Raw genomic sequence first — 16043 nt, forward strand, 5'->3', positions numbered from 1 at the left:
CAGCGCCTCAGCACCTGCCCTCCGCCATCGCCCACCCCTCGTCTGCGAACCCTAAATAAAGGATAGGGCGGGGCCGTCGATTTTAATCGACGACCCCGCCCATAGACCAGATACCCGAAATCTTTACGGTTTCGCCGCGAGGACAAATACCGCCATCGATTCGGAGTCCGAGTAGTCGACCGTAACCTTCCGACTGGGACTCTTGATATCCCCATCCTTCGCAGGCACCATCAGCCCCTTTACGGAACTCTTGGCGTCGATCGACCACCCAGTCAGCTCAAGATCGCTCGCCGTAAACTCAACGACACCGGAATTCAGCTGCTCCTCACGGGCTCCGGCATCAGCCAGGAATGCGCCAAGCCCCTCGCGCCCAACCTTGAATGTCACCCACAGCTCTCCTCCGCCACCCTCCTGGCGGTACCCGTAGGAGACACCGTTCGCGCCAGCAGGAACGATCACTCCGTACCGCCTTTGCAGCTCGAGGCTCGGAGAACCGTCGATCGTGGCGCTCGCGGTCCGCATCGAGGGTGAAGGACTGGCAGCACTGACAGCCCGACCCTGCGGGACCTCATTCCCACATGCGGCGACAGCCAGCACCGAAACTCCCGCCACAAAAACGTAAGAAAGCTTCACGGCTGCTCTCATTCAGGCAATCCTCGCATCATTGACGAGCCGAAGACATCAAAGTCTCGCGCCAGACCGACTGTGTTGAGGTGCGCCATCTCCGGCTGAGTCATATCGATTTGCATCTTATGCACGCGATCGCGACCTTCACTAGGGGTTCCCCAGTCGTAGCGCTTCCGAATCTCCAGTTTATATTCAGGACCGCCACTCCCTCCGTTCACGCCCGTAACCCTCCACTGGAAGTTGTTCAAAGCATAGAACCACCCGATACTCGACCCCCCATCCTTCTCAACCGACCTTGTCACTTGCCAGCCCGAGTCGAACCTACCCTTACCTGCAGCATCTCCCGTCAAGTATTTCTTGACATCATTTTTGAAGTTTGGAATCTCGCCCATCATGCTGTCGGGATGCAGCTCGAATGGCGTTCCACTTGCATCCATCCAGTGCTGCAAAAGCTTGGATGCCACATTCCACGAGTCGTCACGAACCAAACCCTCGACATTTAGGCCCGAGATGACTTGATACACCCAATTCCTAATCTTCATATCATGCGGGCCCGGCGCATGCTTATTGAATACCCTGTCCTCCGTGTCGGAGTAGTCATCTCCGGTTTCTGAGATAAGTTTCTTCATTTGCATCCGGTACTTCAGGACATTCATTTGCGTCTCTGTTGGCCTGTTATCTTCCCAACTGCTTCCATTCGGGCAGATCTGCGGGCCGCTCATCCCGTTCCCGCCACAATTGTGCGACGCCTCTTCGGCGGCCTGCTTCTGCTCCTTCTGCTCGGCCTGTATCGCCGCCCTGATATCAGGATCATAGAGCCCGGAGGGATCATCCCTGTTGACAGGGGCGTTATGGCCGTAGGCATAACTGTTCCACTGCTGAGGATCCTTTGTCGCCAACAATGGGTCGGGGCTCAGGAACCTTCCGGTGGTGGGCTGGTACTGGCGGGCGCCGAGGTTGGTGAAGCCGGTGGCGTCGTCCTTGAGGCCGTTGACGTAGCCCTTGTCGCCGGCCCAGGCGGTGGTGGTGGAGGTGGTGCCGCGGGGGGCGCCGAAGGGGTCGGTGGGGCGGCGGGTCTCCTCGAGGGTGTCGCGGTCGATGGACAGGGTGTTGGTGCCGTGGTGGTCGGCGAACTGGTAGGTGAGTTTGGTCGGGCTCTGGCGGACCAGGGTGATGCCGCCGGGGATGCTGTAGTAGCGGGTGGCGGTGCTGGTCTTGGTGCCGGTGTCGTAGCTGAGTTCGTCGCCGCCGCCGAGGTTGACGGTGGTCTTGCCCGGGTTGCGTCGGATCAGCTGGTTGCCGTCGGCGTCGTAGACGTAGGTGGTGACGGCGGAGCCTTGGGCGAGTGAGGCGAGCTTGCCCTCGACGTCCCAGGTGAGGGTGGCGCTGTTGGCCGCGTCGACGGCGTTCCAGGTGGGAGTGCTCCACTTGGACTTCCAGCCGGGTGCGTAGACCAGGAACTTGCCGTCGTCCTGGAGGGCGGCGAAGTAGCCGCTGCCCGCACCGACGTAGGTCTGCGAGGACCAGAGCGAGACCCGCTGCTGGTCGTAGACCACGAAGTTGCCGTCGTCCTGCATGGTGGCCCAGGCACCCGGGTGGTTCTGGGTGTTGGTCGACCACGTCGTCTGTCCGGTGCGCAGCGAGCTGATCACCAGGTTTCCGTCGGTCTGCATGGTGAGCTGGGCACCGTTGGAGCGGATGCTCTCTCCGGACTTGAGGACGAAGCCGGCGTTGAGGACCCGGTTTCCGCCGGGGTTGTTGATCTTCGTGGTGTTACCGGCCGCGTCGTACTGGTCGGTTCCCACGGTGCCCGCGCTCCACCCGAAGGTCGACTTGCCGGTGGCCAGCGCGTGCGGGCCGCCGGTGCCGCCGCCCGTGCCGGACGCGGTGGTGGGCGTGTTGCGGGTGCCGGGGGCGGGGAACGTCTGGTCGACCTTCACGTCCTTGGACTGGTCGCCGGCCGGGTTGTGGTCGACGAGCCTGGTCCGGTTGCCGGTCAGGTCGTAGGTGTAGTCCTGCCAGTAGGCGGCGCTGCCGCCGACGGTGGTCCTGGCCGGTGCGACCGCCCCGCTGGTGGGTGTGTTGTTGGCGCAGGCCCCCTGGCCCGCGAGGGACGGGGTGGGCTGGTCGAGCTTCCCGGTGTCGCTCCACGCGCTGGTGAGGCGGCCCAGGTAGTCGTAGCCGAAGCACTGCAGGTCGGTGGCGGCCGGGGTGTTGTTCGGGATGGTCCGGATCCCGGTGATCTGCCCGGCCTGGTTGTACGCGTAGGTCGTGTTCTGGACCGTGCCCGTGGTGGAGGTCTGCTTGTCGATGTACTGGGTGAGCAGGCGACCGGTGGATTCGTCGTAGGTGTTGGTGGCGACGATCTGCCAGCCGAACGGGTTGACGGTGGAGCGGATGTTGCGCCCGTAGGCGTCCCAGTCGGACTGGCGGAGGTAGATGTCGCCGGCGCCGCCCATGCCGTACAGCAGGCCGTAGACGTCGTAGTCGTAGGTGATCGACTCGTAGGCGAGGTTGCCTGCCGCCGCCCGGTACTCCCCGGTCATCGCACCGGTGATCGGGTCGTAGACCGCCTCGTACTCGTAGGTCGCCTGCCCGGTCGTACCGACCTCGCTGCCGGGGATCGACACGGTGGTCTTGGTCGGCCGGTACGCGGTGTCCAGGTCCGTCACGGCCTTGGTGTAGGCCGCACCGCTCGCACCGCCGACGTAGCGGGTGGAGCTGGCGGCCTGGCCCTTGGCGACGGTGTCGTAGGTGTAGCCGGTGAGCCGGTTGGCCGGGGCGACCGTGCCGTTGTACGTGCCGGTCTTGCGGCCGAGCAGGTCGTAGGTGGTGGCCACCGTCTGGTTGCGTGCGTCCGTGGTGGTCGCGAGCCGGCCGGCGCTGTCGTAGGTGCGGGTCGAGACGCCGGTGTCCGGGTCGTCCGCCTTCACCTGACGGCCGCGCTGGTCGTAGCCGTAGCTCCAGGAGTTCCCGGCGGCGTCGACGCGGGTGGCGGCCTGACCGCCCGCGGTGTAGGTGTACGTGGTGACGTCCGCGTCCGCCTGCTTGCCGGTCGCGGAGGGCGTCCTGTACTGCCACAGCTGGCTGGTGCGGCCGCGGGCGTCCGTGAGGGTGCTGGTCGCGGTGGCTCCGGCCGGCGGCGAGACGTCGACCCGGTCGGCGCCCGGGTAGGCGGTGGTCGTGGTGTTCTGCGGGACGCCGAGGGCGATGAACTGCGAGCTGACCGGTCGGCCCATGCCGTCGAAGACGGTGTAGGTCTGGCCGGGTACATCGGCGGGCGTCACGTTGAAGCGGACCGTGTTGGGAGCGCTGGTGTCGTCGTAGTGGGCGGCGAAGCTGCGGTTGGTGCGGCCCTGTGAGTCGTAGAAGGTGTCCGTCAGCAACCGGCCGTGGTAGGCGGAGATCGCCGGGTCGCTCTGGGTCTGCACGACCCGGGCGAGCCCGTCCATGATCTGGGTGGAGACCGCGTAGCTCTCGTTGGAGCGCAGGGTCCGGCTGGTGACGGTCGACGGCCTGGCCGTGCCGTCCACGGTGTAGTCGAAGGTGTAGTTGGCGCTCGCGCTGGTCTCCCGGCCCGGGGTCCAGACCGCCTTGAGCCGGCCGAGCGAGTCGTACGCCTGGTTGACGGTACGGGCGTTGGGGTCGGTGGTGGTGATCGGTAGGGCGCGGGCCGGGTCGAGCGTGGCGGTGGTGGTGCGCTTGGCTCCGGCGTCGGGTGCGCCTGCCGGGGCCGGCGTGCCGGTCACGGTCCGGTTGGGCAGTTCGCCCGCGTTCGCCGAGGTGTAGGCCGTCGTCACCGTCGCGCCGTTCGGGTTGGCGGCGTCGGTGGCCGTGACGTCGGTGACGCCGACGGTACGGCCGTACGTGTCGTAGGCCGTGGTGCCGGTGGTCACGAACTGGGCTGCGCCGGAACCGTCGTAGCGGTCGAGCACCTGGGTGCCGGTCGGCTCGCCCTTGGCGCCGGCGTTGCCGTAGGCCGCCCCGTCGTAGAGGGAGCGGGCTCCGGAGACGGTGTTGTCCGCCGTCGGTTTCGCCGTGCAGGCGTTGGCGCCGGAGACCGTCAGGGCCTCCGACAGCAGTCCGGTCATCTGCGGGTTCGTACCGGTGGCGTAGGCGTTCCGGGTGCAGAGGTCGGGCGTGCCGTCGGCGGTGCTGAGCTTGGTCCTGATCCGGTTTCCGTTGGCCGCGTCGCTGCTGGTCACCGTGGACGTGGTCCGGGTGCCGGTGGTGGTCCGGCTGGTGGTGGTGCTGGTCGCGGTGGTGGCGGCGTACCGGGCGACGAGGTCCGGCAGACCGGTCCGCTTGCGGGTCGCGGTGGTGACCGGGCCACTGCTGGTGCTCACCGTTGACGATTCGGGGGTGGAGGCGCCCGAGTCCGCGTAGACGTCGCTCTCCAGCACCCGGCCGGACAGCCAGTCGTCGTCGCGCTTGCCGCCGCTCGTCGGACCGGAGACCGTCACGGATCGGGCCGAGCCGTCCGCCTTCAGGTCCCCGTCCATGCCCTGGTAGTAGCTGGTCGACGTCTTGGACTTGGCGCCGTCCTGGCCCGAGCCGGTCACCGCGGTCACCTTGGCGTAGCCGCGGAACTGGTCCCAGGTGCGGGACTTGTCGTCCGTCAGGGCGCCGTCGTTGCGGTGCCAGGCGGCCGGTCCGTACTCGTAGGCGGTGACCTTGGTGGCCGCACCGGCGACGAGGCTGGAGTTGGGGTCGACGGTCACCGAGGCGACCGGGTAGCGCAGGAACCAGTCGTCCACCATCGCGGCGACACCCGTGTCGTACCACTTCACGTTGTAGCAGCTCATGGTGTTGCCGTCGGCGGAGGACGGCATCCTGCCGGTGGTGCGCATGCAGGAGTCGCGGTTGTAGTCGACGGCGATCGTGCCGCCGGTCTCGAGGGTGATCACCTCGATGCGCGGCCGGTTGTAGCGGGGACGCGCCGGGACGAGGCCGTCCACCCGGTTGGGCAGCATCAGGTCGGCGAAGGTGACCTCGGGCAGGGCCTGCTCGGTCTGCCCGTTGAAGGCGTCCTTGCCGGTCCGCCTGACCGTCTGCAGCCACGGGATCTGGGTGTTCTCACCGGAGTTGGCCGGCGTCTTGAAGACGTGGGCGAGCTCGTAGCGGTCCACCGGGCGGTAGGAGCCGCCGTCGCGGATCGAGGTGGTGATCGCGTTGAGCCACCTGGTCGACCAGTACGTCGGCCCGAAGCTGGAGCAGGTGCCCTGCTCGGCGCACTGCTTGTCGAGCGGCACGTCCGGCCAGTCGGCCGCGTTGGCCGAGGTCCGCCGGGCGGGGTCGCAGGCCGCCGCGCCCGAGACGCAGCGTTCGCCCGTCTCGAATTCGATCTTCGCGGCGGGCTGGTAGGTGCCGTTCGCACCGAGCTGGTCGGAGAGCAGCTGCCCGTAGCCGATCGTGGCGAGCGTGCCGCCCCGGGTGTACGAGGAGTTCACGCCGCTGCCGCGGTTCTGGCCGCCCCCGCGGGCGTACCAGTTCGCCTCCGGGGCGTAGGTGTAGGTGGTCAGGTTGCCGTGGACGTCGACGACGTAGTCGAGGTTCCAGCGCCACGCCGTCTGGCACCAGGAGCCCTTGCCCTTGGCCGCGTCGTAGCAGGGGTCGCCGGGGTTGGGCGAGTACACGGGCACCGTCCATGCCGACCCGCTCGCCGGACCGGTACTGCTCGGCGTACCGGACGAGGTGGGGAGGTGGTTGAGGCCGAGGTAGTACACCGTGCCGGAGCTGTCGGTGACCTTGAGGTAGGAGCCGTTCCAGGTGCCGTTGTCGGCGCCGCCGAGGAACTCGATCTTGGTGCCGTCGTCGTTCTTCAGCCGCCAGGTGCACTTGGACTGCTCGGACTTGGCGTCGCCGGACACGCAGGACTGGTCGTCGGGCACGAGCTCGCCCGAGTGGCCGCCCAGGGACAGGGTCAGGTTCGCCCCGCCCCAGCACTGGTCGCTCGATCCGGTGATCCCCGCCTTGTCGCACGCCTTGTAGGAGCGCTCGACGAAGCCCGAGCTGAGGTCCCAACCGTCACCGACCCAGGAGGCCTGGGAGTTGGTCGACGAAGTCCGCCCGTCGACCGAGGCCGAGTCGTAGCCGAGCGCCACCTGGGGCGCCGCGCCGCCGAGCGAGGGCGGGGCCTGGATCGGGTAGCTGTACGTGAACGCGCCGGAGGAGCTGCCGGCCGTCCACGCCTGGCTCGGCGACAGGGACGTCGCACTGTACGTGCCCAGGCCGCTCGACGGAGTCCCCTCGGCGGCGAGCACCATCGGACCCGAGGCCGAGGGCTCCGCACCGGCGGACGGTGCGCCGGCCGACGGCGCGAACTCCGCCGCCTTCGACTCGGCACGCTGGTCCTTCGTCGGAACCGCCGCGACGGCGGGCAGGTCGATGTCGGCGACGAGCCGCTTCGCCTCCGCGTCGTAGTGCGAGGGCACCGGGGTGCGGGTCAGGCAACCGGCCACCTCGGGGGTGGTCAGTGAGCACGCGGGCAGCGTCACCAGCTGGGCACGCTCGGCGAAGCCACCGCCGAAGCCTGCGCCCGAGAGGTCCAGGCCCAGCCTCACCTTCGTGGCGTCCGCCTGTTCGGAGCGTTCCAGGGTGACCAGGGCGCCCTGCACACCGGCCGCAGCCGCGGCCTTCCGGTCCGCCACGTTCACCTTGACCGGCGAGGCGGCCGAAGGGTTGACCGACCCGGCCGGAGCAGTGTCCGCGGCTGCCGGGGCAGCAGCGGAGTCCGTGGGTTTCGGGGCCGTGTCCGGCGCGACGGGCGCCAGCCACACCGGTAGTTCACCGGCTCGTTTGGAGGCCCCCGCCGCCGGCTCCCGCACCTCGGCGCCGTCCGCGGACTTGCGGACCGTCTTCGCACCGGCTGCAGGCACGGAATCCAACACGGCGACCGCCGAGCCCGTGGCCGTCTTCGGCGCGCTCTTGGGCGGCACCCAGTTCGGCGAGCCCTTCTTCGCCGGCGCCGACTTCGGCTTCTCCGTCGCACCCGGCACCGACGCCGTCTTCGGCAACGGCGTGCCCGGGGGCGACCAGATCCTGTCCCTGTCGGCGGTCGGAGCGGCCAGCGCCGGGGCGACGGGCGCCACGAGCGCACCGAGTACGGCCAGAGCGCTCACGACAGCCACCCGAGAGCTTCGGCGCCGCCCCGGCGGCGCTCCCCTCCCGGCCGGCCACGGCAAGCGGACACGACGAATGGACACCGCTACCCCCCATAGGTAGCCACGCCTCAGGTAGGGCGTGGACAGACGACTGTGGCGGAGAGTAGGGGACCGGACACCGTCAGGTCGAGGAGTTGCCTGATGATTGCCGACGGTGATTCATGTCACAGGAGAGCCATAGTGGTTCGCACACTCCGAAATCGGACAGTCGAACACCTAATCGAGTTGACCGCGGGTTTACCCATCGGGGACCTTGCTCGCGCCCCCTGCCCATGACGTGCACAGATCGGGCCGGGGGCGGACCCGATTGTCAGACCGAGGGGGGAACCTCACCACATGCCTGCCGCTCCGCCCGGCGCCCGCTCCGGCGCCCGCCTCCGCTCACGGATCCCGTCCGCGCGCGCGTCCGCCGCGGCCGTCGGGCTCGTCCTGGCGCTGACCTCCGCAGCGCCCGCCGCCTTCGCCGCGCCCGCCGGCGCACCCACCGCCTCGCCCGGGGCCATCACGCCCGACGCGTTGGCCGCCATGGCGTCCGCCGACGCCCGGCACACCAAGGGCAAGCCTTCCGCCACCGCCGCCGACCGGGCGATCGCTCAGGCCAAGGCCACCGGGAAGCCGGTTCCCGTAGCCGAGTTGACGGACGAGTACAGCGAGACCGTCGCCACGCCCGAGGGGCACCTCTCGCGGTCGCAGCACCCCGATCAGCAGCGGGTCAAGCAGAAGGACGGCACCTGGGCGACACTGGACGCCAGGCTCGTGGCCGATCCGGCCGGCGGCTACCGCCCCCGGGCCTCCGCCGCGGGCGTTCTCCTGTCCGGCGGCGGCACCGGCCCGCTGGGCACGCTGACCGCTCCGGACGGCGAGAAGCTCGCCATCGACTCGCCGTTCCCGCTGACCAAGCCGTCCCTCGACGACGACGGCGACGGCCTGGTGTACCCCGACGTCGCCCCCGGTATCGACCTGAAGGTCACCGCCGACAGGTTCGGCGGGCTGAGCACCGTCCTGATCGTCAAGACCGCCGAGGCCGCGAACAGCCCGCAGCTCAAGAAGATCCGCTTCGGCACCACCGGCCAGGGCGTCACCGTCAAGGCCGACGGCGACAGCAACCTCACCGCCACCGGCAAGGACGGCACCGTCCGTTGGCACGCACCCGCGCCCCGGATGTGGGACAGCTCCGTGAGCGCAGCACCCCCGGCCGCTCCCGTCGGCAAGTCGGCCGCGGCCGCCCAGGCCCTCCAGGCCGATGGCGACGGTCGGACGGCTCAGGCCGGCGTACCCGCCAAGTCCCGCAGCACCAGCAGTGCGGACGGCCCCGGCACCGGGGCCAGGGTCGCCACCATGCCCGCCACGACCACCGGCGACGCCGTCGAGCTGACCACGGACGCCTCGGTGCTCGGCAAGGGACAGGGCCCCTGGTTCATCGATCCCGGCTGGCTCTACGACTCCCGCAGCGGCAACGCCTGGACCTGGACCCAGCAGGCGTACCCGACGACGCCCCGCTACGGCCAGACCACCGCCTCGGGCGACAAGTACGCCCGCCCCGGCGTCGGCTACCAGGGCTACCAGGTCGACAAGGGGATCGAGCGCTCCTACTTCCAGATCGACACCCGCGGCTTCGCCGGCGCGGTGATCAACAAGGCCACCATGTCGGTCTGGGAGTACGAGTCCTCCGACTTCTCCTGCACCACCACCTATCCGGTGGACCTCTACTTCACCGGGCCGATCGACAACCAGACCACCTGGAAGAACCCGCCCGTCGTGGTCGGCGGGCGGCTCGGCCGCGCCGACGTCGCCGGCTCCGGCGGCCAGGGCTGCTACGACAACCGCGAGTTCCAGTACGACGTCACCTCGGTCTACAAGGAACGCGCCGCCACCCACGACGACCTGACCTTCGGCGTGTTCGCGGGCAACGAGTCCGACAAGATGGCCTTCAAACGCCTGACCTACAACCCCGTGGTCGTCGTCGAGTACGACCGCGCCCCGGACACCCCGACCAACACCTACGTGTGGCCGCCACCGAGCACCGCCTCACCGTGGGCGGAGAACCAGGGCTGCGACGGCACCTCGGTCGGCTGGCTCGGCGCGGGCAGCAATCTCAACGGCTCGGTGTCCCTCAACGCGACCGTCCACAGCCCCGTCCAGAACTCCCTCTCCTCGTGGTCCAAGATCTGGGACTACAACCTCCCGGGCGTGCCCGAGGTCGACTCCGGCCAGTCGGGCCTGGTGGGCAACGGCGGAAACGCGGCCTTCCAGGTGCGCTCCGACGTGATCAAGGACGGCCACGTCTACGGCTGGGGCTCCGTGGCCACCGACGGGATCACCTCCTCCGGATACGCCCCGGCATGCCGGTTCGGCGTGGACCTCACTCCTCCGAGCCTCTCCGTCCCCGACGTCTACACCACGCTCCCCGAGAGCGCCCTCGCCGACCGGTTCCCCCCGTCCGGCAACGGACAGGTGACCAGGAAGAAGGCCGGGGAGTGGGGCGTCGTCCCCTTCACCGCCGCCGACACCGCGCCGAACGGCGGCACTCCCTCGGGCGTCACGTGCGCCCGCTGGTCCTGGGACCCTCAGCTCGCCGGAGCGCAGTGGCAGTGCGGATCCTCCCTCCCCCAGGGCGGCGTCAGCGTCCTGCCCGGGCGCTGGGGCACCAACGTCGTCTACCTGCAGGTGATGGACAACGCCCGCAACGTCTCGCCCGTCGCCCAGTACGCGTTCTACGTGCCGTGGAACCCGGACGGCCCGCCCCCGGTCTTCGGCGACGTGACCGGTGACGGCGCGCCGGACATCGTCACCCCCGACCAAGCCGGCGACCTGCGCGCCTACGCCGTGGCCGGCAACCCGCTCGCCAAGAGCCCGCCCGTCTCCCTCGTCGCCAAGCGCGAGGACTCGCCCACCGGACAGGGCTGGGGCAACGTCCAGTTCGCCCACCGGGGCACGCTCACCGGCGGCAACAACATCGACGACATCGTCGCTCATGCGCCTGGGGGCAAGGACCTCTACCTCTACCGGAACCCTGGCAACACCGGCTACTACGGCCGAGTCGATGCCAGGGCAGTGCTCGCGAAGCCGAAGTGCGCAACGACCGCCGGGGAGGACTGCTCCTGGCTCACCGCAGCCGGCTACAACGCCACCGACTGGTCCACCACACTCCGGGTCGCCGCGCTCGGCGACCCCGTGAACACGGACCTCGACTACAAGCTGCGGTTCAAGAACAAGAGCGGCCTGCTCACCGTCGAGAGCACCAACAACGGCACCGACGCAGCGCTCTGGTACTACCCCGCGACCACGAGCTTCAACACCCTCGGCAAGCCCGTCCGACTGGCCGCTTCCGGGTGGAAGGACAAGGAGCTCATCACCCCCGGCGACTGGGCCAAGCAGGGCCACCCGGGCCTGTGGACCCGGAACCTGGAGGCGGCCGAGGACGGCGGCAGGGGCGCGCTGCTCGCCTACACCTTCACCACCGGCACCGTGGCATCCACCGACCGCAACGGCAGGCCGGTGACGGACAGCGGCGGCAACACCGCCACCGTCCCCACCCTGGCCCAGATCTCCGGCCCCGTCACCATCGGCTCCGTCTCCCCCGACACCTGGCCGGCCCTCGGATCAGACGGCGACCTCACCGGCAACGGCTCCGCCGGCCTGTGGGGCAAGCGCGCCAACGGGCAGGTCGACATCTGGTGGGGCGCGGCCACCGACCCCGGCACGCCCGGCGCCGCCTTCACCTGGCAGGCCGGTCCGAGCCGAGCCGCGGACACCTCCGCGACCCCGCTCTGGTGGGCCCTCGACGGCAGCACCATCGTCGACAGCAACGCCTCCAACGCGCTCTACCCGAGCACGTACGCCCGCACCGCCGATCACAACGGCGCCGCAGGCAAGGCCGTCGCGCTCGACGGCAACACCCTCTACCGGAGCACCGGCCAAGCCGACGTCGACACCAGCCAGAGCTACACCGTCGCGGCCTGGGTCAAGATCAACAACACCAACGGCTACCAGACCGCCGTCTCCCTGACCGGCGACGAGCGCAGCCCGTTCTACCTCCAGTACTCCGCCGCCTACGGCAGGTGGGCCTTCAACCTGCCGTCGAGCGACCAGGTCCGCCCCAGCACCTACTACGCGGCCGTCGACACCGAGCAGCCGCAGGTCGGCGCGTGGACGCACCTCGTCGGCGCGTACAACGCGGAGACCCAGACCGCGACGCTGTACGTCAACGGTCGGGCCACCGGTTCGGTCCGGGTCCCGAACGGCTGGAAGGCCACCGGGAGCCTGAACATCGGTGGGGAGACCGCCACCCGCTACCCCGGGCCCGACAGCCGTCTGAACGGCGCGGTCGGCGACGTCCGGCTCTACCCGTACGCGTTCACCGACCAGCAGGCCAACACGCTCGCCACGGCCGGGTCCAGCGTCCGGATCCAGAGCGCCTACAACCCCGGCCGCTGCCTGGACAACTGGGGCGGCACCGTCGGTACCGCGGTGGTCCTCTACGACTGCTACAACGGCAGCGCCCAGCACTTCGCCCTGACCACCGACAACAAGATCACCGTCCCCGGCACCGACCGCTGCGTCGCCACCAACGACAAGCCGGCCGGAAACGGGGGCAAGGTCTCCTTCCAGACGTGCGGCAACGACGACACCCAGACCTGGGTCCGCCGCTACGACGGATCGCTCTACAACCCGGTCTCCGACAAGTGCCTCGAACTGCCCGGCTGGGCGGACGCGAACGGCACCGCGCTCGGAGTCTGGTCCTGCACCGGCAACGCCAACCAGCGCTGGCTCGTGCGCGCCCAGGTCTCCTGAGCGCAGCCGATCCGCTGGAGGGCGGTGAACGACGGACGGGGCCGTACCCGAGCACTTGGGTACGGCCCCGTCCGGCTGCGGGGCGCCGGACGGGCGGGGTCACTCGGGTGAGCGGGGGGTGGGGTTCACGGTGCAGAAGTAGACGCGGCTGCTCCTGCGCTCGAAGTAGAAGCTCCCCGGGTACTGGTCACGGTTCACCGTTCGGTCGAAGGCCTCGCTGTGCAACCACGTGGAGCCGCTGCCCACTTCGGCGGCCAGGGGCCCCGGCACGGGGCAGGCGATGGCGCCCTCCTGCCACGTCCCGCTCGCGGTGATCGACGCGAGGGCCGCCGGCTCGACCCGGGCCACCCCGTCCAGACCCACGTCGCTCGGCCCCGGCACGTCCAGCCGCGCGTCCGCCCCCGAGCCCGCGCCCAGGACGGTCCCCACCCATCTGGCCGCGGACAGCTCGCCCAGCTCGGGGAAGCGGCGGTGCAGGGGCGCGACGTCCTGCCTGACCTCGGCCGAGGCTGAGGAGGAGGCCGGAGGGGACTCCGCGCCCCGGCCGGGCTGGCCGGAGGTGCAGGCCGGAGCGAGCGCTAGCACGACTCCGGCGAGCAGCAGACGGGTTCGGAATCCTGAAGTGTGCATCGCCGTCGTCACGTTTCTGCCTCCACGGTCAACTCCTCTTCTGGAAGGGCGAGTCGCCCGAATCACGGATGCGGCGGATCCGCACCCGCCCGGAGGGTTGCGGCGGCCGCGGGACGAGGTGGGTGAGGTCGTCGATCGCGGCCACGGGTCGGGCTCCGCGGCGGCTGCTACGGGGAGCGGAGGCCGAGGAGGGTGGCCTGTACCTGCTGGGCCATGGCCGGGGGCAGCGTGCCGTACGTGAGGCCCTCGCCCGTGGCCTGGGCCGGGCCGCTGACGGCGTAGGAGGCGAAGCTCGCCACGATGCCGGCGCCGCCGCCGCGCTCGCAGAAGTCGAGGTAGCCGAAGCCGACCACCGGGTAGCCGTACTTGACGGGCTTCCGGTGGTCGAGCTTGACGGAGAGCCTGGTGCCGTCGCTCTCGATCGTGCCCGCCGCGGCCGCCGCGTTGACGCTCAGGGCGGTGGGGGCCGCCACGAAGTCGCCGCCGTCGCCGCTGCGGACCTGGGCCTTCCGGAGGGTGCCGGCGTCCCGCAGCGGGACGAAGCCGATCGACCACTGGGTGCCGGCGACGGCCCCGGGCACGCCGGACGCACTCGTGCCGGGCGTGGCCGGCAGCTCGGACGCCCAGGTGGTGCCCGGTTCGTACGGCCAGTCGGCGGGTGCCGCCTGGGCGAGGTACTGGGTGAGGACGAAGGTGGCCCACGAGGCCTCGGACGGGGCCCGCACGGCGATGGGCGAGTTCGGCAGCGTCGCACCGGGGTTGAGCGCCCTGATCGCCGGGTCGTTCCAGGTCTGGATCCGGCCCCGGAAGATCTTGGCGAGCGTCGGGGCGTCGAGGACGAGGTCGGCCGCACCGGGCACGTTGTAGACCACTGCGACGGGGAGCACCGTGACGGGGAGCTGGGCGATCCGGCCGCCCTCGCAGTGCCGCCCGTACGCGGCCTTCTGACCGTCGGTCATCGCGACGTCCACGGTGGCGGCGTCGAGGCCTCCGTTGGTGAACCGGTCCGCGGCGGTGCCGCCGGTGGACGTGTCGACGGTCAGCTGGCTGGTGGGGCAGGCCTTGCCGAAGTCGGTGACCCACTGCTGGACGAGCGCGCCCTCCATCCCGTCCGAACCGATCGCGGCCTTGCCGGCCGGGCCGCAGGCGAGGCCACCGGCACCGGCGCCGGGCGAGGCGCTGCTCGGTTTGACGTCACCGGTCTTGACGTCACCGCTCGTGGCACCGCCGGTCGCAGCGGCGCCGTTCCTGCCGTCGTCCGCCCGCTGGGCCTGCCAGGCGAGGACGCCCAGCGTGCCCGCGGTGGCGACGACCACGGCGGCCAGCGCCGAGCCGATCAGCAGGGCCTTGCGCCGGCCGGGGCGCGGCGCGACGACAACCGCCGCCGGAGAGGACGACGGGTGGGCAGCGCCGCCGGGCACCACCGGGCCGGGGACCACCGTCGCCTGAGCGGTCGGCGTGGGCGGAGCAGGCGGCGGGAGCGGTGGGGCCGGAGCGAGCGCCGAGGCCGATGCCGGGGCCGGGGCCACCGGCCCCGTCCGCAGCTGGACCGTCCGTTCCCGCGCCCCCGCCGCGACGAGTGCCAACAGCCCGTCCACGGTGGGCCTCTGCTCCGGGTCCTTCGCCAGGCAGGCGAGGATCAGCGGTCGCAGCTCCGCCGCAGCCCCGGCGAGGTCCGGCTCCTCGTACACCACCCGGAAGCCCACCGCGTGCGAGGAGTCCGCGCCGAACGGGCCGCGCCCGGTGGCCGCGAACGCCAGCACCGAACCGAGCGCGAACACGTCCGTGGCCGCCGTCGCCGCGCCGCTGCGGAACTGCTCGGGCGCCATGAACGGCGGGGTCCCGACGGCGACGCCGGTGCTGGTCAGTTGGGTCTGATCGGCCGCCCTGGCGATGCCGAAGTCGATGACGCGCGGGCCGTCCTCGGCGAGCAGGACGTTCCCGGGCTTGAGGTCGCGGTGCACCAGCCCGACCCGGTGGATCTCCCGCAGCGCCTCGGCCAGCCCGGCCGCCAGCCGGCGCACCTCGGGCGGGGACATCGGGCCCTCGGCGGAGACCCGCTCACCCAGGGACGGGCCGGGGACGAAGAGCGTGACCAGCCAGGGCGCCGGGGCGTCGGGGTCCGCGTCGAGCACGGGTGCGGTGAACGCTCCGCTGACCTTGCGCGCGGCCGTGACCTCCTGCCGGAACCGGGCCCGGAACTCGGCGTCCGCGGCCAGCTCGGGCCGGATCACCTTCACGGCCACCTGGCGCCCGGACACCGACCGGGCGCGGTAGACCACGCCCATCCCGCCCGCACCGAGCCGGCCCTCCAGGAGGTAGCCGCCGATCTCCCGCGGATCGTTCTCCACCAAGGTCACCTGCCGTACTCTCCCCCAAGGCGTGCACGGCCGACCGGCCGCGCGACCGGCCCAGCCTAGTCGGGCCCCCGTGCGGCCTGCCCGGCACCCGCCCCCGGAAAACAGAGCGGCCGGTCGACTGTTGGGTCGACCGGCCGTTCACTGTGTGCGCGAGGGGGGAGTTGAACCCCCACGCCCTTTCGGGCACTGGAACCTGAATCCAGCGCGTCTGCCTATTCCGCCACCCGCGCATCTGGGTGATGGGTTAACCATAGCCCATCCGGAGGGGTGCTTCCGACCACCCCCGGGCAACGGGCAGGGCCCGGACCTGGCGATCGGCGGGCGGGGACGCCTCCCCCACCGGCGAGGCGGCCGGCGGAAACGGCGTCGGGGGGGGGGGGGGCGGGGGTGGCCCGCCCCCCCCGGGGGGGGGGGGGGGGGGGGGGGGCGCGGGGGGGGGGGGGCCCCCCCCGCCCCCCGGCGCCCCCAC

5 protein-coding genes and 1 tRNA gene are annotated in these 16043 nt (G+C 70.8%); 1 reads left to right on the plus strand and 5 read right to left on the minus strand.

Annotated elements, in window-relative coordinates; translation table 11 throughout:
- Positions 1–123: 123 nt before the first annotated feature.
- Together ACFYUY_RS32580 and ACFYUY_RS32585 are read right to left on the minus strand one after the other, a co-directional pair.
- Positions 124–645, minus strand: a complete 522-nt coding sequence (locus tag ACFYUY_RS32580) for a hypothetical protein (protein WP_387905988.1) — start codon at positions 643–645, stop codon at positions 124–126.
- Positions 642–7748, minus strand: coding sequence for an RHS repeat-associated core domain-containing protein (locus tag ACFYUY_RS32585; RefSeq protein ID WP_387905990.1), 7107 nt, complete (start codon positions 7746–7748; stop codon positions 642–644). The genes ACFYUY_RS32580 and ACFYUY_RS32585 overlap by 4 nt, the downstream gene beginning before the upstream one ends.
- A 378-nt stretch (positions 7749–8126) precedes the next feature.
- Here ACFYUY_RS32585 and ACFYUY_RS32590 point away from each other — a divergent pair, with 378 nt between their 5' ends.
- Entirely contained in the window at positions 8127–12584 is a 4458-nt protein-coding gene (locus tag ACFYUY_RS32590) for a LamG-like jellyroll fold domain-containing protein (protein ID WP_387905992.1), read from the plus strand.
- Positions 12585–12683: 99 nt separating this feature from the next.
- Here the strand turns inward: ACFYUY_RS32590 and ACFYUY_RS32595 are convergent, their stop codons facing one another.
- The 3 genes from ACFYUY_RS32595 to ACFYUY_RS32605 form a co-directional block, all read right to left on the minus strand.
- Entirely contained in the window at positions 12684–13226 is a 543-nt protein-coding gene (locus ACFYUY_RS32595; RefSeq protein ID WP_387905994.1) for a hypothetical protein, read from the minus strand.
- A 155-nt stretch (positions 13227–13381) separates the two neighbouring features.
- Positions 13382–15574: a serine/threonine-protein kinase gene (locus ACFYUY_RS32600; RefSeq protein ID WP_387905996.1), complete on the minus strand. Its 2193-nt coding sequence runs from the start codon at positions 15572–15574 to the stop codon at positions 13382–13384.
- Positions 15575–15720: 146 nt separating this feature from the next.
- A tRNA-Leu gene (locus ACFYUY_RS32605) sits at positions 15721–15804 on the minus strand.
- Positions 15805–16043: the final 239 nt, after the last annotated feature.

The organism is Kitasatospora sp. NPDC004745 (assembly GCF_042873275.1).
Classification (GTDB): Bacteria; Actinomycetota; Actinomycetes; order Streptomycetales; family Streptomycetaceae; genus Kitasatospora.